We start from the raw sequence: 23,883 nt of genomic DNA, 5'->3' as shown, positions 1-23,883 counted from the left end.
ATAAGGATGATCCCGACAACGGCCGTGCATTCATCGGGCCTTGCGGCATGAACCGGCCGCCTGCGCAGGTCAACCGCCGCGTGCTCATCGTCGACGATACGCCGTCGATCCACGACGATTTCGCGAAGATCCTCGGCGTTCCCCCAGCCGATGACGAAGGTTTGGAGCAGGCCGAGAACCTGCTGTTCGGCACGCCTGCCCCCAGCTCTGCCCCCCGTTTCGAGCTGGATTTCGCCTTCCAGGGTCGCGAAGCCCTGGACAGGGTCGAGGCCGCGCAGGCCGGCGCCGTGCCTTATGCCGTGGCCTTCATCGACATGCGCATGCCGCCGGGCTGGGACGGCCTGGAAACCATCGAACGGCTCTGGCAGGCCGATCCCAGGCTGCAAGTGGCGCTGTGCACCGCCTACTCCGACTACTCCTGGGAAGACCTGGACCGGCGCCTGGATCTGGGCGACCGTCTGCTGATCCTGAAAAAACCCTTCGACGCGATCGAGATCCGCCAGATGGCCAGCGCCCTGACGGTCAAATGGCAAATGACCGAAGACGCCGCGCTGAAGCTCAACCAACTGGAGCAAGCGGTGCAGGCACGCACCCGGGAGCTGTCCGACGCCAACATCATCGTGCAGAACAGCCCGACCGTACTCTACCGGCTGCGCGGCGAGCCGTCGTTCCCGTTGATGTACATCTCCCACAACATCACCCGCTACGGCCACGCCGCGGCCGACCTGGTGGAGGGCGGCGAGTGGATCGAGAAACTGATCCACCCTGACGACCGGGCCAAGGTCGATGCCGCCATGGCGCGGGTGCTGGACCGGGACGCCTCGGGCGCGTCCATCGAGTTCCGCCTGCGCACCGGGCAAGGCGACTGGCGCTGGGTGGAAAACCGCTACATCCCGGTGCGCGACGCGGCCGGGCGCCTGCTGGAAGTCGAAGGGATCATCCTCGACATCACCGAACGCCGCCAGGCCGAGGAAAAGATGGCCCTGCTGGCCCGCACGGACGGGCTCACCGGCCTGGCCAACCGGGCCACGCTGATCGAGCGCCTGCACCAGGCCTTCGCCGCCGCCCGCCGCGGCGCGATGCCGTTCGCCGTGTTCTACCTGGACCTGGATCACTTCAAGCGGATCAATGACACCCTGGGCCATCCGGTCGGCGACCTGCTGCTGCAGGAAGTCGCGCAACGCATCAAGGCTTCGGTGCGGGAGAACGACGTCATCGCCCGCCTGGGCGGGGACGAGTTCGCGATCCTGCAGCTGGAGGTCAGCGACCCCACCCAGGCCGCCGCCCTCGCCGCCAAGATCCGCGACGTCCTGCTGTTGCCCTATGACCTGGCCGGCAATGTCCTGCGCATTTCGGTCAGCATCGGCGTGTGCCTCTACAGCGCCGCCAGCACCCACGCCGACAACCTGCTGGGGCAGGCCGACATGGCGCTGTACCGCGCCAAGGAAACCGGCCGCAACCAGTTCCACTTCCATTCCGAGGAGATCAACCAGGAAGTGGCCGAGCGGCTGGCCATCGCCAACGAGCTGCAGACCGCCATCCACAAAGGCGAACTGGAGCTGCACTACACGCCGGAAACGGACCTTTCCACCGGCAAGGTCCTCGGCATGCAGGCCCAGGTCCGCTGGCACCATCCCCAGCGCGGCCTGCTGCCGGCGTCGGCCTTTCTGCCGGCGGCGGAAAAGACCGGCGCGATCATCGCCCTCGGGCGCTGGATGCTGGACCACGCCTGCTGGCAGATGCACCGCTGGCGCGACGAAGGCACCGCACCGCCGGTGATGGCGATCAAGCTGTCCCTGGCCCAGCTCAAGAGCGGCCCGGACCTGATCTACGAGGTGCTGCGCACCACCGCCCGCTGGGAGCTGTGCCCGTGGGATCTGCGCTTCGACGTGACCGAAGCGACGCTGGCCCAGACCAAATGGACCCACAACGACGTGCTGCCGCGCCTGCGGGAATTGGGGGTGCGGATCGCCATCGACGATTTCGGCACCGAATACTCGTCGTTCGAGTACCTCAAGACCTATCAGGTCAACCACCTCAAGCTCGCCCAGGCATTCATCGACAACGCCGCCCGGGATCCGGCCGGCGCCATGGCGTTGCGGGCGATCGTCAATTTCGCCCGCGACCTGGGCATCGGCATCATCGCCGAAGGCCTCGGCGAGCCCGGGCCGCAGCGGCTCGCCGCGCTGCCCGTGGAGGTCTCGTCCGGCGTGCCGGCGGTGCCGTCGAGCCTGGAACAGATCTCGCGCCTGCTCAGAGAGGCCGACCTGCTGCCGCCGGGGCCCGCCACGGAGGATGAGTGATGAAGACGCTTGTCGCCCAGACCAACCGGCGCATTCTCATCGTCGATGACACACCGGCCATCCATCAGGACTTTCGCAAGATCCTCGCCCCGGACGACACCTTCGAGCCCAGCCTGGACCAACTGGAGCACACGCTGTTCGGCACCCGGCAGCCCCCCCACGTCACCTTCGAGCTCGATTCCGCCTACCAGGGCCAGGAAGCGCTGAAACTGGTGCAGCAGGCGCTGGTCGACGGCCGCCCCTATGCGCTTGCCTTCATCGACATGCGCATGCCGCCGGGCTGGGACGGCCTGGAGACCGTCGAACGGCTCTGGCAGGCCGACCCCAACCTGCAGATCGCCCTGTGCACCGCCTATTCGGACTACAGCTGGGAAGCCATGACCGAACGGCTGGAGTTCGGCGATCGCCTGCTGGTGCTGAAGAAGCCCTTCGACGCCCTGGAGATCCGCCAGATGGCCAACGCCCTGACCTGGAAATGGCAACTGGCCCAGGACGCGGCGATGAAGCTGCAGAGCCTGGAGAAGACCGTCGAGGCCCGGGTCCATGAACTGCTCAAGGTCTCGCACCTGCTGCAGTACGATGTGCTCACCCAGTTGCCCAACAGCACGCTGCTGGGGGATCGCCTGAGCCAGGCCTTGGCCCGCGCGCGCCGCCACGACCGGCAACTGGCCGTGCTGTTCCTGGGGCTCGACCGGTTCAAGCGGATCAACAATGCCCTGGGCCATCCGGTCGGCGACGAAATGCTCAAGCGCACGGGCCGCCAACTGGTGGCCAGCGTGCGCGAATCCGACTCGGTGTTCCGCTACGGCTCCGACGAATTCGTGGTCATCCTCAGCGACATCAACCATCCCCAGCAGACCCGCGGCATCGCCGAAAAGCTGCTGGCCGCCATCCGCAGCCCGCACACCCTGGCCGGACACGACCTGACCGTCACCGCCTGCCTGGGCATCAGCATCTACCCGGACGACGGCGGCGAAGCGATCGAACTGATCAAGAAGGCCGAGACGGCCATGCGCAACGTCAAGGACAACGGCCCGGACAGCATCGGCTTCTTCATCGAGGCCATGAACCAGAGTGCCCGCGAACGGCAAAGCATCGAGTCGGGCATCCGCCAGGCCCTGGCGCGGCAGGAATTCGAGCTGCACTACCAGCCCAAGGTCGAACTGGACAGCGGCAAGGTCATCGGCGCCGAAGCACTGATCCGTTGGTACCGGCCGGGGCATGGCTGGGTCTTTCCCTCCGACTTCATTCCCGTGGCCGAAGACAGCGGCCTGATCGTGCCGCTGACCCGCTGGGTGCTGACCCAGGCTTGCCTTCAGGCCCAGGCCTGGCGGCAGGCGGGGCTGCCGGACGTGCGCATGTCGGTCAACGTGTCGGCCATCGACTTTCGCCAGGGCGACTTCGTCGAGACCGTCGAACAGGTGCTGCAGGCCAGCGCCCTGCCGGCCTCGCTGCTGGAGCTGGAAATCACCGAAGGGGTGATGATGCAGAGCGTCGAGGCCACCATGACCGCCCTCGACCGGATCAAGGCGTTGGGCGTGCGGCTGGCCATCGACGACTTCGGCACCGGCTATTCCAGCCTGAGTTACCTGCACCGCTTCCCGGTCGACGTGCTGAAGATCGATCAGTCGTTCACCCGCACCCTCGACAGCGAAGGCGGCGATGACGCCCTGGTCGGCGCGATCATCAGCCTGGGCAAGAGCCTGCGCCTGAACGTGATCGCCGAAGGGGTCGAGACGCAGCGGCAACTGGACGTCCTCAAGGCCCACGGCTGCGAGGAAGGCCAGGGGTATCACTTCAGCAAAGCCGTGCCGGCGGACGACTTCGCCCGGCTGCTGGCCGCCGGTCCCTTGGGCGGCAGGGCAAAGCCATGAGCCGCCGGCGGACGCTTCCCCTTCTGCTGGCCGCCCTGCTGTGCGGGCTGTGTGCAGGCGCCGGCGCGGAGCCGCTGGACGAACCGCTCAAGCCCCTGCCGGACGCGCCGCCGCTGGATCCGGCGCGGGTGGAACTGGGCCGCAGGCTGTTCAACGATCCGCGGCTGTCGGCCAACGACACGCTGTCATGCGCCAGTTGCCATCACCTGGACAAGGGCGGCGCCGACGTCCGGGCCCTCTCCATCGGGTTCGACGGCAAGCCGGTCAGCGTCAATACGCCGAGCGTGCTCAACGCCAGCCTCAACTTCCGCCAGTTCTGGGACGGCCGGGCCAAGACGCTGGAGGAACAGGTCCACGGCGTGGTCTCCAGTCCTGTCGAAATGGGCAGCGACTGGGACACCGTCGTGCGCAAGATCGGCGCGGATCCCGACTACCGCCGGGCCTTTGCCGCCGCCTACCCGGATGCGGTGACCCCGGCCAACATCCAGGGCGCCCTGGCCGACTACGAGCGCACCCTGTTGAGCCCGCGCTCGCGCTTTGACCGCTACCTCTCGGGGGACACGGACATCCTGACCCTGGAAGAGAAGTACGGCTACCAGCGCTTCAAGGACTACGGCTGCATCGCCTGCCATCAGGGGGTGAACATCGGCGGCAACATGTACCAGAAGTTCGGCGTGTTCGGCGATTACGTGGCCGACCGCGGCAACCCGACCGAGGCGGACCTGGGGCGTTTCAACGTCACCGGCGACGAAAGCGACCGCGCCGTGTTCAAGGTGCCGAGCCTGCGCAACGTCGCGCTGACCGCACCGTACTTTCACGACGGTTCGGCGGCCACGCTCGAACAGGCCGTCGATGTGATGTTCCGCTATCAGCTGGGGCGCCAGCCCAGCGGCGAGGACAAGGATCTGATCATCCGCTTCCTCAAGACCCTGAGCGGACAATGGGAGGGCCAGCCATGACCGACATTTCGCGCCGCACCAGCCTGCTGCTGCTGGCCGTCATGGCGCTGGTGCTGGCGTCGATCCTGATCTTTCTGTACCTGAAGTCGAGCTCCGAGAAGACGGCGGCCTACACCGAGTCCCGGGACCTGATCCGTCAGATCAAGCAGCAGGACGCCCAATGGGAAACCGAGGTGCTCAAGGCGCGGGTGGCGATTGCCCACAACTACGACCCGCTGGTGGCGCCGATGAACGAGATGAACCGCCTGTGGGAGCGCTTCGACAGCATGGAGTCGGGCCATGGCCGCAACGACTCCGGGCTGTGGAACGATGCCCACGAGGGCTTCCTCGGGGCGATGCAGGAAAAGACCCGGCTGGTGGAGCGGTTCAAGTCGCACAATGCCCTGTTGCGCAATTCCCTGGCGTTTCTGCCCACCGCCGACGACGACATCCAGGCGCAACTGGCCAACGTGCCCCAAACCGACCCGTCGCGCCTGCTCAACATCGCCAGCGACACCTACGACCTGCTGCTCAGCAGCCTGGAGTTCGCCCAGGTCGCCTCCGACGACAAGGCCGTCGACATCCAGCTGGGGCTGAACAAGCTGGCGGTGAATGCGCAGCGGCTGCCGCAAGCGTTCCAGGATCCGATCCGGATCCTGAGCAACCATGTGGCGCTGATCCTGCGCGAGCAGCCGATCGTCAACAGCCTGCTGCAAGACATCGAAGCGGTGCCGGTGGCCGAACGGCTGGACACCATCACCGGCCTGCTCGACAGCGATCAGCAACGGGTCGAGCGGATCGATCAGCGCTACCACTTCTACCTGCTGGTGTTTTCCGGCCTGCTGGTCTTGACCCTGGTGTGGCTGACCATCCGCCTGATCCGCAGCTTCAGCGAGATCAACCGGGTCAACAAGGCCCTGCAGACCGCCAACGAAGAACTGGAGCGCCGGGTCGAGGAACGCACCCGCGAGCTCAAGGGCGCCCAGAGCGAACTGGTCGACGCCGCACGCCATGCGGGCATGGCCGAGATCGCCACCAACGTGCTGCACAACGTCGGCAACGTCCTCAACAGCGTGAACATCTCCTCCGACCTGATCTCGCGCAGGCTGCGCAGCAGCAAGGCCCAAGGCCTGGGCAAGGCGATGCAACTGATCAACGCCCACCCCGAGGATCTGGGCGAGTTCCTGACCCGGGACGAAAAGGGCAAGCTGCTGCCCGGCTACCTCAACCAGTTGGCGGAGGCCATCGCCCGGGAACAGCAGGAGATGGCCGACGAACTGACGCAGATGAGCAAGAGCGTCGATCACATCAAGGACATCGTCGCCACCCAGCAATCCTACGCCGGGGCCAACAGCCTGACCGAACCGCTGTACATCGACCGGTTGCTCGACGACGCCCTGCGCATGAACGCCGGCGCGCTGAACCGGCACCACGTCACGGTGGTCAAGGCCTATGCCGACGTGCCGCAGATCATGGGCGACAGACACCGCCTGCTGCTGATCCTGATCAACCTGATCAGCAACGCCAAGTACGCCATGGCCGACCTGAGCAACCGCCCGCGGCAGATCACCTTGGGGGTGGAGATCGTCGACGACAGCGTTGTGCAGATCAGCGTCAAGGACGACGGCGAAGGCATCGCACCGGAGAACATGACCCGGATCTTCGCCCACGGCTTCACCACCCGAAAGGACGGCCACGGCTTCGGCCTGCACAGCTGCGCCTTGGCGGCGATCGAAATGAACGGCCATCTCACCGCCCACAGCGACGGACCGGGCCAGGGTGCGCTGTTCACCTTACAGATCCCGTTGGTGCGGGTCACGGAGGACGCATGAGCGAACAGTCCAACCGGCGCATCCTGCTGATCGACGACACTCCGTCGATCCATGACGACTTTCGCAAGATCCTCACCCCGGCACGGGCCGGTTCGGCGCAGCTGGATGAAATGGAAGCGGCCCTGTTCGGCAGCGAGATCAAGGCTGCCCGGCCGGCCTTCGAGCTGGATTCGGCCTACGGCGGCCAGGAAGGCCTGGGCAGGCTCATGCAGGCCCTGCAGGAACATCGTCCCTACGCCGTGGCCTTCGTCGACATGCGCATGCCCGACGGCTGGGACGGGGCGAAGACCATCGAGCACCTGTGGCAGGAGGATCCGAAACTGCAGGTGGTGGTGTGCACCGCCTACTCCGACTACTCGTGGGACGAACTGCTGGACCGCCTCCAGGCCCATGACCGCCTGCTGATCCTGAAAAAGCCGTTCGACAACATCGAAGTGCAACAGATGGCCAACACCCTGCTGACCAAATGGGAGATGACCGAACGGGCATCGATCCAGATGCATCACCTGGAACACCTGGTGGACGAAGGCACCGCCCAGTTCCGCCAGGCCAGCGAGGCCCTGCAGCGGGAGATCGACGAGCGCCGGCAACTGGAGGGGCAGTTGGTGCAGTCGGAAAAACTGGCCTCGCTGGGGCAACTGGCGGCAGGGGTCGCCCACGAGATCAACAACCCGATCGGGTTCATTTCCTCCAACCTCGGCACTCTGGACGGCTACATCAAGCAGTTGCTGGAGATGCTCGACGCCTACGCCGCCGCCAGCCGGACGCTGGACACCGGCGCTGCGGCACAGCTTGAGCAACTGCGCGCACGTCTGGAGCTGGACTATCTGCTGGAGGACATTCCCCAGCTGATCGGCGAATCCAAGGAAGGCATCGGCCGGGTCGGCCGGATCGTCAAGGACCTGAAGGACTTTTCCCGGGTCGACACCAACCAGGAATGGCAGTGGGCCAACCTTCAGCAGGGCATCGAATCGACCCTGAACATCGTCGCCAACGAACTCAAGTACAAGGCCGACGTGGTCAAGGAGTACCAGCCGTTGCCGGACATCGAATGCCTGCCGTCGCAGATCAACCAGGTGATCATGAACCTGATCGTCAACGCGGCGCAGGCCATGGGCCCGGAACGCGGCACCATCACCTTGCGCACCGGGCAACGGGCGGACACGGCCTGGGTCGAGGTCGCCGACACCGGTTCCGGGATCGCGCCCGACACCCTGCAAAAGATCTTCGACCCGTTCTTCACCACCAAACCGGTGGGCCAGGGCACCGGGCTGGGGCTGTCCCTGTCCTATGGCATCGTGAAAAAACACGGCGGGGAGATCTCGGTGCGCAGCGAACTGGGCGCCGGCACCACCTTCCGCGTGGAGCTGCCGCTGCGCCAGAACCGGCCGGCTGCCTGAGGACAGACCGGCATTCCCACAAAACACATTCCGGACCGGACGGGCATGGCCAGCGCGACTTTCGTCGCAATGCCATGGCCGACCGAATCCCGTTCAATGGCCGCCCGATGCCCGACGGTTGCTCCACAAACGAAATCGCCCGTAAGCTGCCAATCGCCGTCGAAACCGTGCAAGCCCATAAAAAAGCCGTTCTTCAGGCGCACAACGCCTGAAAACCCTCGGCATGCAGCACCGCTCCGTGACCTGGAGATGTCTTTGCGGCGAGGGAGCTCGCTCCGTCACCGCAAGAACCTGCCTGCCGCAGACCGATACCGAGTCCGAACCCAAGGAAACCGTATGAGCCTGTCCCTCCTGAGCCGCTACGCCTTCTTTGCCGCCTGCGTGATCTTCACGCTCGCCAGCCTGCCGTTCCTCGACCATGACTGGCTGTGGCCCTTCACCGCCGTCACCGGCGTACTGAGCCTGCTGGGCCTGTTCGACCTGATGCAGAGCCCCCACGCGGTGCGCCGCAACTACCCGATCCTGGGCAACATCCGCTACCTGGTCGAAGGCATCCGCCCGGAGATCCGCCAGTACCTGCTGGAGTCCGACAGCGATGCCCTGCCCTTCTCCCGGGCCCAGCGCTCGCTGGTGTATTCCCGGGCCAAGAACGAGACCGCCGACAAGCCCTTCGGCACCCTGATCGACGTGTACCAGTCCGGCTTCGAGTTCATCGGCCATTCGATGCGCCCCGCGCCGCTGAGCGACCCGAACACGTTCCGCGTCACCGTCGGCGGCCCGCAGTGCACCCAGCCGTACTCGGCGTCAGTGTTCAACATCTCGGCCATGAGCTTCGGCTCCCTCAGCGCCAACGCCATCCGCGCCCTGAACCAGGGCGCCAAGCTGGGCAACTTCGCCCACGACACCGGCGAAGGCAGCATCAGCCCCTACCACCGCGAACACGGCGGCGACCTGACCTGGGAGCTGGGCAGCGGCTACTTCGGCTGCCGCACCGCCGACGGCCGCTTCGACCCGGAGCGCTTCGCCGCCCAGGCGCAGAACCCGCAGGTGCGGATGATCGAAATCAAGATGAGCCAAGGCGCCAAGCCCGGCCACGGCGGCATCCTGCCCAAGCACAAGGTGACCCGGGAAATCGCCGACACCCGCGGCATCTCCATGGGCGAGGACTGCATCTCGCCGTCGCGCCACAGCGCCTTCTCCACGCCGCTGGAGATGATGCAGTTCATCAAGCGGTTGCGTGAGCTGTCCGGCGGCAAACCAGTGGGCTTCAAGTTCTGCCTCGGCCATCCGTGGGAGTTCATGGGCATCGCCAAGGCCATGCTGGAGACCGGCATCCTGCCGGACTTCATCGTGGTGGACGGCAAGGAAGGCGGCACCGGCGCGGCCCCCGTGGAATTCACCGACCACATCGGCGTGCCGATGCGCGAAGGCCTGCTGTTCGTCCACAACACCCTGGTGGGCCTGAACCTGCGGGACAAGATCAAGCTCGGCGCCAGCGGCAAGATCGTCAGCGCCTTCGACATCGCCAGCGTGCTGGCCATCGGCGCCGACTGGGCCAACTCGGCGCGCGGCTTCATGTTCGCCATCGGCTGCATCCAGTCGCAGAGCTGCCACACCAACAAATGCCCGACCGGCGTCGCCACCCAGGACGCCCTGCGCCAACGCGCCCTGGTGGTGCCGGACAAGGCCCAGCGGGTCTACAACTTCCACCGCAACACGCTCAAGGCCCTGGCCGAAATGCTCGCCGCCGCCGGGCTGGAGCACCCTTCGCAACTGTCGGCCAAGCACCTGGTGCGGCGCATGTCGGCCACCGAGATCAAGCTGTTCTCGCAGTTGCATGTGTTCCTCAAACCGGGGGAACTGCTCACCGGGGAGGTGAACGGTGAGTTCTACTCGCGGATGTGGCAGATGGCGCGGGCGGACAGCTTCGAGCCGCAGGACGCGGCCGTCGCCTGAACCCGGCGCCGGTCCGCCCGACGGGCCGGCGCATCAGCCATCGCTTGGGCGGAACAGCACGAACCGGAAGAAGCCGTAGCCCAGCAACAGGTTCAGCAGCGTGAACGCGACCGCCGTCACCAGCCCCGGCAGATCCCGCTCATCGGCGACCAGGCCGACGCCGTAACTGACCCCGCCCATCACGGCGATGAACAGCAGATAGGCCGTCAGCGACGTATTGAGCTCGAAGGTGTACAGCACATTCATGTAGAACGAGAACGAGGCGGCCACGCCGTAGGCCGCCACGTTGCCCTGGGCTTGGGAAAGCTGGACCGCCGTGAGCAACACAAAGAACACCTGCCAATGAATCAGCGTGGCCACCGCGCCGATCGCCACCTGAGTGAGGATTCCCTTCCAGAACATGTTCATGCCGCCGCCTCTCCCGATGTCGGGCCAACGCTAGGGCATGCGCAACGCTCGGTCTACTGACAGAAATTACAGGTCGGCGCCCGCTCACCATTGCAGCGAACGGCCGTGGGGCGGCTCCTTCATGACGATGAAACCGTAGTCGCCGATCAGGTAGATCCGGTAGTACAGGCTGTCCACCAGCGGCGGATAGCCCATTTGGCCGACATGGGTGGCATTGCGCCGCTCGCGTTCGGCGATCACGTTGGTGATGCCCGCCGAGGGCAGGTTCTCGGCGAGCATGTAGAAGTCGACGTTGAGCAGGTAACGCAGCACCGGCAACGTGCGGAACGAACCGCCGGCGGCGGCCAGCCAGCGGTCGGACCAAGTCACCGACAGGTAGATCCGCTTGGCTTCGCGCAGCGCCGGGCGGGAGGCGATGTCCTGGCTGAGGCTGTGCAGGGCGCTGTCGGCGAAGGTCTTCTGCATCGTCAGCACCCGGCCGTAGGCGAACGACAGCGAGAGCGACGCCGACAGCGCAACCGCCAGCAGCAGCGGCAGCCGCCGGTGCAGCGGCGCCAGCCCCAGGTACGCCAGATAGGCCAGCAATGTCAGCAGCGCGCCGAACCCCATCAGGGTACGCGCGCCCTCGTTGAAGTCGCGGAACACCAGGGTCATGCCCGGCACCATCAGCACCGCCAGCGGCAACGTCAGCAGGCAAGCCGCACCCAACAGCGAGTCCTTCCAGGCAGGTTCCTGCCGCTGCGCCAGGCGCTGCCCCACACGGACCGCGCCGAGCAGCGCACACAGCGCCAACGCAACGGACACCCCGAGGTATCCGCCGTTGAACAGCAGCGCGACCTTCTCCGCCACCCGTCCGAGGTTGATGCCGACCTGCGACAGAGGGCTGGCGCCCCCGTTCAGCATTTCAGTGCGTGAGGCATCCGTGAACGGCAAGACCGTGACGCCGTAGATCAGCACCGCGAGCAGCAACTGCGCGAGCTTGCCGCCGATCAAGCATCCGATGTCTCGCCAGGGCAAGCGAGCCTGCACGGCGCGGATCAGCTCCACGGCGCACAGGCCGAGAAACACGTTGACGCTGATCTGGTACAGCCCGAACGCCAGCGCCAACAATGCCGCCGGCGCCAGCCAGCGCCGTATCCGGGAACCGCTGCGGTAGGTGATCGCCCAGATCACCGCCGCCAGGCTCAGCGCCGTGGCCGGCCCGTCGTACTGGTAGGACAGGTTCTGCAGCAGGAACGGGTTGTACCAGAGCGGCAACGGCACCAGGCAAGCGGCCAGGCAAGGTTGCGGGAAAAGGTGGAAGGTCAGCCGGGTCAGGGCCGCCGCCATCGCCAGCGTGGCCAGCAGCAACGGCAGCGGGAAGATGTTCGGCGCAGCGTCGCTGAACGTCAGGGCCTTGTACAGCCAGTCGACGAACAGCCGCCCTTGCCCGGCCCAGGCATTGCCGGCGGCCAGCGCCCGCCAGTTGTCGTCGATGTAGGGGTAGTCCGCGAGGATCAGCGGCAGGACATAGAGAAAGGCCGCGAACACAAAGAACCGCATGACCTGATGGCGGCTCAGCTCGCGGTCGACAAGATCGGTCATCCTCATAACCTGCGCCTCCCATCGCTGGCGGAATCGACAGCGATAGAGTTTGGAGCATGGCCCGGCACCGGAAGTCGCTGCGCACTCCCCTTTCAGACCGACGGTCGCACTGCTGCCCTCGCCAGCGCGTTGCCCAAACGCAAAAGCCCCGGCCTTGCGGGCCGGGGCTCAGGTGTTTCAGGCGTCAGGGCTTATGAAGCCGAACGCACCGCGCCCTGCTCCGCAGGGTTCGGCTGCAGCTTGAACACATAGAACAGCGCCGTCAGCAGCACCAGGAACGCAGGCCCCACGTACAGCGCCACCCGGGTGTCCGGGAAGTACGCCATCAGGCCCACCACCAGCACCAGGAACGCCAGGGCGAACCAGGAGCTGACCGGGTACAGCCACATCTTGTACTTGAGGGCGCCCCGTTCGGCGGCGCTCAGGCCTTTGCGGAACCGGAGCTGGGCCAGCAGGATCATCACCCAGGTCCAGATCGCGCCGAAGGTGGCGATGGAGGTCACCCAGACGAAGACTTTCTCCGGCACCAGGTAGTTGAGCAGCACGCCCAGCAGCAAGGCGAAGATCGACAGCAGCAAGGCGCGGCGCGGCACGCCGTTGCCGGAGGTCTTGGCGAAGCCGGCCGGGGCCTGGCCGTTCTGCGCCAGGCTGTAGAGCATGCGCCCGGTGCTGAAGATGCCGCCGTTGCACGACGACAGCGCCGCAGTGATGACCACGAAGTTGATGATGCCGGCGGCGGTCTTGATGCCCAGCCGCTCGAAGGTCATCACGAAGGGGCTGCCCTGGGTGCCGATCTCGTTCCACGGGTAGATCGACAGGATCACGAACAGCGCGCCGACGTAGAACAGCAGGATCCGCCAGAACACCGAGCCGATGGCGTCGGGAATGGTCTTCTGCGGGTTCTTCGCTTCGCCTGCGGTCAGGCCGATCATCTCCACGCCCAGGTAGGCGAACATCACCATCTGCAGGGACATCAGCACGCCCTGCACGCCGTTGGGCATGAACCCGCCGTGGCTCCACAGGTTGGAGATGCCCAAGGCCACGCCGTCGTTGCCGAAGCCGAAGGCGATGATGCCGATGCCGCCCAGCACCATGGCGATGATGGTGACGATCTTGATCAGGGCGAACCAGAACTCGAACTCACCGAAGGCCTTCACCGCGATCAGGTTGACCCCGCCCATGCTGACCAGCGCCGCCAGGGCCCAGATCCAGCGCGGCACGTCGGGGAACCAGATGCCCATGTACACCGCCACGGCGGTGATTTCCGCGACGCAAGTCACCAGCCACAGGAACCAGTAGTTCCAGCCGGTGAGAAAGCCCGCCAGCGGGCCGAGGTAATCCTGGGCGTAGCGGCTGAACGAGCCGGCCACCGGGTTGTGCACGGCCATTTCGCCGAGGGCGCGCATGATCACCAGGATCGCCAGGCCGCCGATGATGTAGGACAGCATGATGGCGGGACCGGCCATCTCGATGGCCTTGGCCGAACCGAGAAACAGGCCGACGCCGATGCAGGCGCCGAGCGCCATCAGGCGAATGTGCCGTTCGCCGAGCTCGCGCTTGAGCGGGCCGCCTTGGGCGGTCTCGCCGTGGGGTGAGTGGTTGCCGACTGGCATGGGAGACATCCTCGTCTTGTTATTGGATAGGGCCACCGAGCGGCGAAGCCTTGGCCGATGGGCCGGGGCTTGCCGGTGCCGCGTCTGCCTCGTGGGCAAAGGCGTCCCCCAGGCATCGCCTGCGGGATCGGCGGGGCATGCAGTATAAAAAGCCCGCCACAGAGAGTTTCGCTTTAAAAACCACAGAAAACAGCCACACAACCTGCAGAACCGTCTTTCGACAGAACAGACCACCTGTTGTTTTGCAAAAAATGTCGTGAACGGGACGCCGCGGAGTATCGCACGCCCGGCGCGGGGCGGTCATGCGCACGGCAGAGAAACAATCGCCAACGCCCCATCGCGCGCACAGGCATCCTGATGCGCACAAAGGTAGTAGCCACCTACTTTTTAAATATCAGATTTAAATGTTTCCTCTTTATCCGACGCGTCGACCCCACCAACTTTTGAATTATTTTTCTTGAACACTGGCGTTAGCCTGAAGCCCCTATCCTAATTACGGGCACACGCCATGAGCGAAACAAATAGTTATTCAGGGAAACATCACGAATTGATAAAGTCGCGCATCCCTCCGGTCTTCGCCAATATGGCATTGCACCGCAGCGAAGCACTACGCAACATCCGGCCGCAACGTGCCGCCTGGATGAACCCGGAAGACGCCAGCCTCAAGCGAAACCTGGCCTACAGCAACCGCCAGGCGTGGGAGACGCAAAACGCTGTCGACGCATTATTCTCCTCACTCAGGGATGTGAGGACATTCGCCGAACCCTTGCTGAAGGACAAACTTCTTCAGCAGTACAAGCTTGATGTCGACGTGAGAAACATCCACATAAGACTCTATAAAAAAGTTGAACTTGGTGGATTCAAACCCACGACCATTTCATTACTTGACGCTGCCCTGCACAACTTTCCGCAAAATGAAACATTCGACGCCGCGTCCGATTTCCTGATCTCGACCGATCCGAACAAGGGGCTCTACGACATTTATCCCATCAAGCAATTGATCAGCATCGACCAGTTCAAGCGGTTGTGCCGGGACCTGGACATCGGCGCACGCTACAAGGAGCGTCTGGAGGCGCTGCTGCTCACCACGAACCGCGTCGCCCGCACCTATCTGGAAACCAGCGTCCAGAACAACATGAGGACCGCGTTGAAGGCCGCCGCACGAATGGCCCTGGCGAGCGGAGACATCACGCCTGAAGCCTTCACCCTGATCAATGCGCTGCATTCCGGGCAGACAAACCTGGCGCTCAAAGGCCAGGCGATGCAGCTCTTCGAACTGGGCTTGCTGGAGGCAAGGCTCACCGGCATCCTGCTCATCGCTCCCACGCCCGGCGAGCCGCTGATCTCGGATACGGTCATTGCCTACGTTCCCCACGACCCTCGGCATCCGCTCAAGCAATACCGCAACGCAAACGTCTTCAGGGACGAACTGTTCTGGCAATTGCGGGAGAACCAGACGCTTGCCTCCAGCGGCCAGAGCTACCTTCAGTTCTTCAGTCAGTTCGTCGACCATGGGCAGCGCGGCCAATTCTTTGCCAGGCTGGCGCAGCACCTGGCGCCCGTTACCTTTCACGGTTGGGCTGCGGGCGACCCGCGTCCGGCCTGGCGCGAAAATCCGCCGGATCTGAGGGCGCTGCGTTTCGAGCTGTTTCCCGTCACCCAACCCCTCTGGAGATATCTCTACCGGCGCTTGGCCAACAAGGTTCTCAACGATGCGCGCACGCTCGCCGTCCCGACCGCCGACGTCGACCGTCTGCAACGTCAGGCATGGTGGGACAGAATCGAGAAAATCGCCCTGGAGATCCTCAACGTCGCCGTGATGGTCGTCGCTCCCTTCGTGCCGGGCCTGGGCGAGTTGATGCTGGCCTACACCGCCTATCAACTGGCCAATGAAACCCTCGAGGGCGTGGTCGACCTGGCCGAAGGTGTCTGGCGCGAGGGCACGGAGCACATTGTCGGTGTGGTCAGCGACATCGTTCAGCTGGGCGCGATGGGGGCCGGCATCCCGATCGCCCGGGAGTTCAAGCTCAAACTGTCACCGACAATCGAATCCATGCATGCGGTGACCTTGCCCAACGGGGAGACACGCCTGTGGTACCCGGACATCGCGCCCTACGAACACAGTCTGGCGTTGCCCGACACCCTGACGCCCGACGCCCAAGGCCTGTACCGGCATGAGGGGGACAATGTACTGCGCCTCGTAAACCGTCACCTGAAAGTGCACAAGGATCCGGCCAGCGGGCAGTACCGCATCCGCCACCCCAATCGCGCCGACGCCTACGAGCCCAGGCTGGAGCACAACGGCCGTGGCGCCTGGCGGTACGAAAGCGAAAACCCCTACGAGTGGGACAGCGCCACGCTCATGCGCCGGCTCGGCCACAGCACCGACGGGCTCAGTGCCGAGCAGCTGGAACACGTACGCCGGATCAGTGCCACGGATGTCGAGACGCTGCAACGCATGCACGCCGATAACGCTCCGCCCCCGCTCCTCCTGGACGATACCCTCAAGCGTTTCAAGGCGTTCGAGGATGTCGGTCTGGCGAAACGGCGGATTCGCACAGGCGCGGCGCTTGACCCGAGAGATACGTGGTTCCCCCAGATAGTCACCGAATTACCGGGATGGCCGCCCGAATGCGCCTTGAAGGTGTTTCACGGATCCGACTTCAACGGTGGCCACTACCGCTACGGCAATCCCAAGGCCAGTCCGCACTCCACCTTGTCCGTCAGCCAGACGCAGGTGCTGAACGGCGATCTGCCGGTGGCCGTGGTCGGGTTCCTCGATGACTCGCAGATGAAACGCCTGCTCGGACCGGACGTGCCGGTGAGCGAACGTTTGCCGGCGCTGCGCAATCGTTTGGCGGACATGCTGGATTCGCGCGCCGAGTCGATTGCGGACCACACCTACGGCAGTCGCGAGCAAAGCCAGGAGCCGCACGCTCGCCGCCTGCAGGGGCTGCACCCTGAACTGTCTGCAGCCATCGCCGAGCGGCTGATCGGGGAAGCACCGCCCGCTGCCCTGGAGGCGCTGGCCAGTCGACGCCGCCTGCCACACGACTTCAAGGTCAAGGCCCGTGAATGCGCGTTCGAGATCCGCCTCGCCCGAGCGTATGAAGGGTTCTACAAGAGTCGTCCGCTGACCGCCGACACCGAGCGCCTGGCCCTGGAGACGGTGATGGATCGCAAGGCGCTCAAGGATGTGCGTATCGAGATCCGTGACGACAATCTCGACAACACCTTGCGCAGCAGCGTCGGCCCCCAAGACGCCTCCCACCGCCGTGTGCTGCTGCGCCGCCAGCGGGGCGACTACGCTGTCCTCGATGGTGGCCGCAACCCGCTGTTCGACGCCCAGACCGTATACGAAGCGATCCTGCAGGCCTTGCCCGAAAAATCGGGATTCAATCTGAAGCCGGGGGACGGCCCGATCCTTCGCCAGTGGCTGACGGACAAGAATCTCTCGCCCGAGGTGCGCCGAAAGGCGATGCTGACGGCGCCTTTGCGCCCGGTGGCCGCCGAAGAAACCCACTGGATGCTGCGTGCCACCTGGAACTGGATCGTCTCCTTCTTCCACCGTCCCGGCCGAACATTCACGGTGCTGGAGAAACGCGTGCAACGCCTGTATCCGCGACTGAGAGAGACAGAGCGCGATACGTTCATACGGTCCCTGCCCGTCGGCACCGACCCCATCGAAGTGGTGGAAAAACTGGAGATCCAGTTGCGCGAGATTGATACGGCGCTGGATAACTGGGGCGTACGGATGTCCAGCCCCCTGCCTGACGAGCCGTCGATCCCGCCCCGCAACGCCCACCACATCATCCAAAGGATGAAAGCCTGTTTCAGGCGTGAGTCCAACGTGTTCGGTGTACGCAACATCCGCTTCGACGACGGATACATCCTGGATCTGTCGAAGGAACTGCTTGGCTTTGAGCTGGAATCCTGGTGGAAAAAATTGCTTGAGATGGACATCAAGACATACCTGGATCAGATCACTGTGGTGAACCTGGACAACATGAGACTCTCCGCGCGCGCCACGGGGATGCTGAAGGACTTCCCCCGACTGCGCCGGCTCAGCGCCCGCAACTGTGACCTGACCGAGGTGCCTGAAGCGGTCTACTCGATGAAGGGGTTGGAAACCCTGCGCCTGAACGATAACCGGATTGTCCTGACGGACGCCTCCGTGGAGGGCCTCAGACAGCTGACCGCACTGCAGACCCTGCAACTGGACAGTAACCCGTTGACCCTACCGCCCGATGTCTGCGACATGCCCGATCTCAGGGTGCTGTCACTGCGCAGGACCAACCTCACGGACTGGCCGGTCGGGTTGTTGAGCAGACCCCGCCCTCGTGGCCTTAATGTCGATTTGACCGGCAGTCCGATCCAGACCGTACCGAAGGTACTGAACGTCACGCGTGACTCACCCGAAGCGTGGATCGTGGCCCGCACACGGATCTCCCAGTGGAAACTGCCGGAAGATGAACGTAAACGGCTGTTCGACTACCGCGAAAAAGTAGGCAGACCTAAAGAAGTCAACGTTGAGCAGCCCACCGAAAACGACATTGAAAAGTGGCCGCTGGAGACCGACTCGCTACTGTTCAAACCCGATCCGGGGCTGGGTGAGCAGCGCAAGGAAGCTTGGCAAAGCCTGAAGGCCGAAGAGAAAAGCAAAGGCTTTTTCAAGGTCATCAACCGGCTGACCCGATCCGCCGACTACACCGCCGCAGATGAAGAGCTACGCAAGCAGCTCGCCCGCCGGGTCTGGAATGTGATCGAGGCAATGGATCTGAATACGCAGTTGCGTGAGGACGTATTCGCAACGATAGAGAACCCGGAAACCTGCGTCGACGCCGTCACCGAGGAGTTCAACAAGATAGGGGTACTGGTGCTCGCGTCACAGGCCTATGACTACTCGACGTCCCATGAGGAACTGGAACGCCGTCTCCTGGCCTTGGCCAAGGGGGCCGCACGTCTGGAAAGCGTGAACACCATCGCCCGGGAAGAAGTCCGCAAACGCCCAAGCCGAGCGGAAGAGGTTGAAATCTATCTCGCCTACCAGATCGGTCTTAGCGCACGTCTGGGATTGCCCTGGCAATCCGAGCGCATGCTGTACCGGCAGATCGGTGGGGTCAGCCACGACATGCTCGACGCGGCTTACAGGACCGTCCTTTCGCTGGAGGCGGGCGACGGCCTGGTCAACGGGATGCTCGAACTCGAATTCTGGGAAAATTTTCTCAAGGCACAATACGGTGACACTCTTGATCAAGACGTCGCCCAATACACCCGAAAACTGGCAGAGCTTGATGATCAGTACGAACGCAAAGAACTGACGGAGAACGAGTACGAGGCAAAATCCAAGGACATCAGGTACGAGAAACAGCAATCACGTCGCAACAAGACGAAAGCGCTGCTCGAAAAGCACAACCTGCTCGGAAACGACAGCGCGCCCACACGCTGATCCCCGACGCCGCTGCTTCCGGTCACCCCCGACCGGTCGGCAGCGGCCACCGCTCGTTCCATCACAAAATTTTCACCTGTTCCAACCACCGTCTAAGCTTCAGACAAGTCCGATCAATCTGCGTGAATGGATCAATCGACTATGGGCGCTTTGCTGCAGACCGATTCGAGTGAAAACGTGATTCCGACTGACCGTGTGGATCAAGCGCCTGTCCCTGAAAAACCGCCCCGCAGCCGTACCCGGCATGGCTGGAAGGCGTTCTGGCTGCTGGTGCTGATCATTGCCGTGGTGGTGGGCCTGGCGGCGACCAAGGAAATCCGCACCTCGCGCTTTCAGTCCCGCGAGGTCAGCCAGTACGCGCAATCCTTGACCTATACGCTGGAACAGGGCCCCAGCGAGGCGATCCGCTATCCCGGCAACGGGCCGTTCGACCTGCGCCTGGGCTACAGCGCCCTCGACGAATTTCTGCCGCGCCTGCTCAAGCGTTCCTACGTGATCACCGAGCAGACCCGTTTTTCACCGGCCCTGCTCGGCTACACCGACAAGGGCCTGTTCGTGCCCTATTCCGAAAAGATCCAGGCGGGGCTGTCGATCACCGACTGCCGCGCCGCACCGCTGTACCAGTACAACTATCCACAACAGTTGTACGCCAGCTTCGACTCGATTCCACCGGTGGTGGTCAACAGCCTGCTGTTCATCGAGAACCGCTTCCTGCTCGACCCCAAACAACCGCTGGCCAACCCGGCGGTGGATTGGCCGCGCTTCGGCATGGCCGCGTGGTCGCAGGTGGCCAAGATGCTCCACCTGCCCGGCCAGTCCGCCGGCGGCAGCACACTGGCCACGCAACTGGAGAAATACCGCCATTCGCCGGACGGCCTGACGGTGTCGGGCGCCGAGAAGATCCGCCAGATGATCTCCGCCAGCGTGCGGGCCTATCAGGCAGGGCCTGAAACCCTGGCGGCGCGGCAGAACATCGTGCGCGACTACCTCAACAGCGTGCCCCTGTCGGCGGTGCCCGGCCACGGCGAAGTGCACGGCATGGCCGAGGGGTTGCGGGTGTGGTACGGCAGCGACTTCGCCGAGGCCAACGAACAGCTCAACAGCCCCGCCGCCGACGCCAAGACCATGGCCGCCAAAGGCCTGGCCCTGCGCGAGATGCTCTCGCTGATGATCGCCCAGCGCCGTCCGTCCCATTACCTGACCAAGGGCCGCGAAGAACTCGCCGACCTCACCGACAGCCACCTGCGCCTGCTGCGCCAGAACGGCGTGATCGACGCCCCGCTGGCCGAAGCCGCGCTGGCCAGCAAGGTGAGCTACCGCGACTGGCAGACCCAGCCGACCATCCAGCCGATCGAGACCAACAAAGGCATCAGCGTCGCCCGCAGCCGTCTGGCCACGATGCTCAACCGGCCGCTGTACGATCTCGACCGCCTCGACCTGTCGGCCACCAGCACCCTGCAGGGCGATCTGCAGACCCAGGCCACCGAGTACCTGAAGAAACTCGCCGACCCCGAGTTCGCCAAACAGATCGGCCTGATCGGCGAGCGCCTGCTCACGCCCACCAGCACCACCCAGGTGCGCTACAGCTTCACCCTGTTCGAGCTGACCCCGGACGGCTCGCGCGTGCGGGTGCAGACCGACAGCACCGACCAGCCTTTCGACATCAACGAAGGCAGCAAACTGGAACTGGGCTCCACGGCCAAGATGCGCGTGCTGACCACCTACCTGCAGATCATCGCCGAGCTGCACGACAAGTACGCCGGCCTGAGCGTGCCGGAGCTGAAGAAGGTCGACGTGCCCGACCAGGACCGCCTGAGCCGCTGGGCGGTCGATTACCTGATCGAGAACAAGGACCGCGACCTCTCGAAAATGCTCGGTGCCGCCCTCGACCGCAAGTACTCGGCCAGCCCCGGCGAGGCGTTCTTCACCGGCGGCGGCCTGCACGTGTTCCACAACTTCCGCAAGGAAGACAACGGCCGCATGCCGACCCTGCGCGATGCCCTGCGCGAATCCATCAACCTGCCGTTCATCCGCCTGATGCGCGACCTGGTGCGCTACACCACCTATTCCGGCCCCAACAACAGCGCCGAGCTGCTCAAGGACGACCGCGACCCCCGGCGCCAGGAATACCTGGCCTCCTTTGCCGACCGCGAAGGCACCTCGTTCCTGCTCAAGTTCTGGAAGAAATACCGCAACAAGGACACCCAGGCGCGCCTCGACACCTTCCTCGACAGCATGCGCCCGACCCCGATCCGCATGGCCGCCGTGCACCGCTACCTGCTGCCCAATGCCAGCCAGGAAGACTTCAACACCTTCGTGCGCTCGCACCTCAAGGGCGCCAAGCTCACCGAGAAACTCACCGACGAACGCCTGGAACGGCTCTACCTGGCCTACGGCCCCGGCACCTACGACCTGCCGGACCAGGGCTTCATCGCCAAGGTGCACCCGCTGGACCTGTGGATGATGGGCTACCTGCTCAACCACCCGGACGCCGACTTCAAGCAGATCGTCAAGGCCAGCCAGTTCGAGCGCCAGGAGGTCTACAGCTGGCTGTTCAAGAGCAAGCACAAGGGGGCCCGCGACAGCCGCATCCGCACCATGCTGGAGATCGAGGCGTTCCTGGAGATTCACCAGCGCTGGCAGAAGGTCGGCTACCCGTTCGACCATCTGGTGCCGTCCCTGGCCACCGCCATCGGCAGCTCCGGCGACCGTCCGGCGGCGCTGGCCGAACTGATCGGCACCATCCTCAACGACGGCGTGCGCATGCCGACCCTGCGCATCGACAGCCTGCACTTCGCCGCCGACACGCCTTACGAAACACGGCTGGTGAGTGACCCGCACGTGGGCAAACGGGTCATGCCGTCCGAGGTTGCCACCGCCATGCGCGAAGCGCTTTCCCAAGTGGTGGATTCAGGCACCGCCAAACGGGTCTCCGGCAGTTTCAAACTGGCCGACGGCAGCCCGCTGACCATGGGCGGCAAGACCGGCACCGGCGACAACCGTATCGAGGCCATCGGCTCCGGCGGGCGCATCCTCAGTTCCAAGTCGCTCAACCGCACTGCCACGTTCGTGTTCTATATAGGCAGCAACCATTTCGGCACCCTGACCGCGTTCGTGCCTGGGCGCTCGGCAGAGAGCTTCACCTTCACCTCGGCCCTCCCGGTGCAGGTACTCAAGGGCATGGCGCCGATCCTCACGCCATACCTGCAACCGGGTACCCACACCCAATGTCAGCCGCCCGCAACACCGACCGTGGCCGTGACGGGAGACCGCTAGACCTCCGAGTCCCAGATCACCGTGACGTTGCCGACGTAGCGGTTGGCCTGACCGGGTTGCAGCATGTCCTCGACGTAGCTGCGCGGCACTTCGAAATGCAGGGTGCCCATGGTGCGATCCAGGAACCGCCCCGGCTGGAAGACCGGAGCATCGGGGTTTGCCGACAGCGGCTGGCGGCGCACCGGCCGGCCGTCGCTGTCCGTGATGCTGTCGGGCAGGCTGACGCTCAGGAACACTTGGGCGGGCGCACCGCCGCCGTTCTGGCTGCGCAGTCCGCACGACTGCAGCCCGCCGTGCTGGCATTCGAAAAACATCTTGAACCGCGACGAGGAGGTGATGGTGAAGGCCTGGTCGCGGAACAGCCGCTCCGGCTTGCGACCCTGGTGCAACCAAGCGCTCCAGCCGCCCTGCGGCACCAGCGCGACCTTGTTGCCGCCCGGTGGAATATCGACCTTCAGAACATGCTGCACATCCAGCACGAAGCGAAAGGTGACCTGCGAGCTGTCGGGCAGCAGGTTGTCGCCGGTGTCGAAATCCATGCCGGGCCCCACGCCGTAGGTCAGTTCACCTGTGTAGAGGCCCGCCGACATTTTCAACGGGTCGGGCATTTGCAACTCATAAGCCACGTCGAGGTAGCTGTAGGTCATCCACGGGATCGTGAAGGCTGTCTGTTTGGCGCAAGTGCCGATGACAGGCGTGAACCAGAAGAAACGGTAATTGTCGTCGCCAGCGACCGCCGCGGCTGCGGGCAGGCACGGTGGAGGCGCCGAGCCCCAACTGCGACCTCCCCACAAGGTATCGTGGGCCCGGTTGGGAATCCCCCCATGATCGCCGGTCAAGTTGGCGGCTGTGTCGCTCAGCACATATTCAGAGCCGAGTCCGCCGATGCGCATGCCCACGGTGGCCGTCTCGCCAGTGAACACATGCCTGACTTCCAGGCTGCGCCACTGTGCCGGGAAATTAAACATGGCGCCGTCGCGCAAGGTGTGGCCCGGCTCCATCGCCTGCACCGAACTGAAACGCACAGGAATCCGCACCCCTGACATCGGCTTGCAATCATTGGCAACGATGGCGCAGTAACCGCTCTGCGGTGTCTGGTTGACGAACCTGTTGGTCTGCGGATCAGCCGGATCGGGAATGTACACGGCACGGATTTCCTGAGTCAGCCCGTAAGCCGCCGTCGACAGCAGCCAGCCGCACAGGCCGGCCTGCCATCTCGCCTTGTTCAATGGTGAAGTCATGATTCAGCT

12 protein-coding genes and 1 pseudogene are annotated in these 23,883 nt (G+C 64.4%); 9 read left to right on the top strand and 4 right to left on the bottom strand.

What is annotated here, in order from left to right; translation table 11 throughout:
- Nucleotides 1–47 precede the first annotated feature (47 nt).
- The 7 genes and pseudogenes from CAG41_RS04005 (at nucleotide 48) to CAG41_RS03980 (ending at nucleotide 10,303) form a co-directional block, all read left to right on the top strand.
- Complete coding sequence (locus tag CAG41_RS04005) at nucleotides 48–2,303, top strand: EAL domain-containing protein (RefSeq protein ID WP_085580161.1); 2,256 nt, start codon at nucleotides 48–50, stop codon at nucleotides 2,301–2,303.
- On the top strand, nucleotides 2,303–4,177 hold the full coding sequence (locus tag CAG41_RS04000) for a bifunctional diguanylate cyclase/phosphodiesterase (RefSeq protein ID WP_085580159.1): 1,875 nt from the start codon (nucleotides 2,303–2,305) through the stop codon (nucleotides 4,175–4,177). Before CAG41_RS04005 ends, CAG41_RS04000 begins: the two co-directional genes overlap by 1 nt.
- Nucleotides 4,174–5,136, top strand: a complete 963-nt coding sequence (locus tag CAG41_RS03995; RefSeq protein ID WP_085580157.1) for a cytochrome-c peroxidase — start codon at nucleotides 4,174–4,176, stop codon at nucleotides 5,134–5,136. The genes CAG41_RS04000 and CAG41_RS03995 overlap by 4 nt, the downstream gene beginning before the upstream one ends.
- On the top strand, nucleotides 5,133–6,947 hold the full coding sequence (locus CAG41_RS03990) for a DAHL domain-containing protein (RefSeq protein WP_085580155.1): 1,815 nt from the start codon (nucleotides 5,133–5,135) through the stop codon (nucleotides 6,945–6,947). Before CAG41_RS03995 ends, CAG41_RS03990 begins: the two co-directional genes overlap by 4 nt.
- On the top strand, nucleotides 6,944–8,347 hold the full coding sequence (locus CAG41_RS03985; RefSeq protein WP_085629437.1) for an ATP-binding protein: 1,404 nt from the start codon (nucleotides 6,944–6,946) through the stop codon (nucleotides 8,345–8,347). The genes CAG41_RS03990 and CAG41_RS03985 overlap by 4 nt, the downstream gene beginning before the upstream one ends.
- Nucleotides 8,348–8,445: 98 nt before the next feature.
- Nucleotides 8,446–8,532 (top strand): annotated as a pseudogene (locus tag CAG41_RS28775) (helix-turn-helix transcriptional regulator); the annotation flags it as partial.
- Nucleotides 8,533–8,683: 151 nt separating this feature from the next.
- Entirely contained in the window at nucleotides 8,684–10,303 is a 1,620-nt protein-coding gene (locus CAG41_RS03980) for an FMN-binding glutamate synthase family protein (protein ID WP_085580152.1), read from the top strand.
- 33 nt (nucleotides 10,304–10,336) lie between these two features.
- Here the strand turns inward: CAG41_RS03980 and CAG41_RS03975 are convergent, their stop codons facing one another.
- The 3 genes from CAG41_RS03975 to CAG41_RS03965 all read right to left on the bottom strand — a co-directional run bounded on the left by CAG41_RS03975 (nucleotide 10,337) and on the right by CAG41_RS03965 (nucleotide 13,908).
- Nucleotides 10,337–10,711, bottom strand: coding sequence for a GtrA family protein (locus CAG41_RS03975; protein ID WP_085629435.1), 375 nt, complete (start codon nucleotides 10,709–10,711; stop codon nucleotides 10,337–10,339).
- An 84-nt stretch (nucleotides 10,712–10,795) separates the two neighbouring features.
- A complete protein-coding gene (locus tag CAG41_RS03970; RefSeq protein ID WP_085629433.1) occupies nucleotides 10,796–12,301 on the bottom strand; it encodes a glucosyltransferase domain-containing protein in 1,506 nt (501 codons plus the stop codon).
- A gap of 185 nt (nucleotides 12,302–12,486) precedes the next feature.
- Nucleotides 12,487–13,908, bottom strand: coding sequence for an amino acid permease (locus tag CAG41_RS03965; RefSeq protein WP_085629431.1), 1,422 nt, complete (start codon nucleotides 13,906–13,908; stop codon nucleotides 12,487–12,489).
- A gap of 508 nt (nucleotides 13,909–14,416) precedes the next feature.
- Between CAG41_RS03965 and CAG41_RS03960 the strand changes: the two genes are divergently transcribed.
- Together CAG41_RS03960 and CAG41_RS03955 are read left to right on the top strand one after the other, a co-directional pair.
- The gene (locus CAG41_RS03960; protein ID WP_085706719.1) at nucleotides 14,417–19,357 is read left to right on the top strand and encodes an NEL-type E3 ubiquitin ligase domain-containing protein; all 4,941 of its coding nucleotides are present in this window, start codon (nucleotides 14,417–14,419) and stop codon (nucleotides 19,355–19,357) included.
- A 141-nt stretch (nucleotides 19,358–19,498) separates the two neighbouring features.
- Nucleotides 19,499–22,633, top strand: coding sequence for a transglycosylase domain-containing protein (locus CAG41_RS03955; protein ID WP_085580141.1), 3,135 nt, complete (start codon nucleotides 19,499–19,501; stop codon nucleotides 22,631–22,633).
- On the opposite strand, the gene CAG41_RS03950 is transcribed toward CAG41_RS03955, so the two are convergent.
- Nucleotides 22,630–23,874 (bottom strand): hypothetical protein, encoded by a 1,245-nt coding sequence (locus tag CAG41_RS03950; protein WP_085580139.1) that lies wholly within the window; start codon nucleotides 23,872–23,874, stop codon nucleotides 22,630–22,632. The genes CAG41_RS03955 and CAG41_RS03950 overlap by 4 nt on opposite strands.
- Between the last annotated feature and the right edge of the window lie 9 nt (nucleotides 23,875–23,883).

It is taken from the genome of Pseudomonas sp. B35(2017) (genome assembly GCF_002113645.1).
GTDB lineage: Bacteria > Pseudomonadota > Gammaproteobacteria > Pseudomonadales > Pseudomonadaceae > Aquipseudomonas > Aquipseudomonas ekonensis.
This window is presented reverse-complemented; position numbering and strand designations above follow the sequence as displayed.

Bases quoted from the DNA above. Each gene is read 5' to 3' on its own strand.
- CAG41_RS03960 (WP_085706719.1), top strand. From the start codon at position 14,417: ATGAGCGAAACAAATAGTTATTCAGGGAAACATCACGAATTGATAAAG.
- CAG41_RS03970 (WP_085629433.1), bottom strand. From the start codon at position 12,301: ATGAGGATGACCGATCTTGTCGACCGCGAGCTGAGCCGCCATCAGGTC.
- CAG41_RS03995 (WP_085580157.1), top strand. From the start codon at position 4,174: ATGAGCCGCCGGCGGACGCTTCCCCTTCTGCTGGCCGCCCTGCTGTGC.
- CAG41_RS03965 (WP_085629431.1), bottom strand. From the start codon at position 13,908: ATGCCAGTCGGCAACCACTCACCCCACGGCGAGACCGCCCAAGGCGGC.
- CAG41_RS03985 (WP_085629437.1), top strand. From the start codon at position 6,944: ATGAGCGAACAGTCCAACCGGCGCATCCTGCTGATCGACGACACTCCG.
- CAG41_RS04005 (WP_085580161.1), top strand. From the start codon at position 48: ATGAACCGGCCGCCTGCGCAGGTCAACCGCCGCGTGCTCATCGTCGAC.
- CAG41_RS03975 (WP_085629435.1), bottom strand. From the start codon at position 10,711: ATGAACATGTTCTGGAAGGGAATCCTCACTCAGGTGGCGATCGGCGCG.
- CAG41_RS03950 (WP_085580139.1), bottom strand. From the start codon at position 23,874: ATGACTTCACCATTGAACAAGGCGAGATGGCAGGCCGGCCTGTGCGGC.
- CAG41_RS03990 (WP_085580155.1), top strand. From the start codon at position 5,133: ATGACCGACATTTCGCGCCGCACCAGCCTGCTGCTGCTGGCCGTCATG.
- CAG41_RS04000 (WP_085580159.1), top strand. From the start codon at position 2,303: ATGAAGACGCTTGTCGCCCAGACCAACCGGCGCATTCTCATCGTCGAT.
- CAG41_RS03955 (WP_085580141.1), top strand. From the start codon at position 19,499: ATGGGCGCTTTGCTGCAGACCGATTCGAGTGAAAACGTGATTCCGACT.
- CAG41_RS03980 (WP_085580152.1), top strand. From the start codon at position 8,684: ATGAGCCTGTCCCTCCTGAGCCGCTACGCCTTCTTTGCCGCCTGCGTG.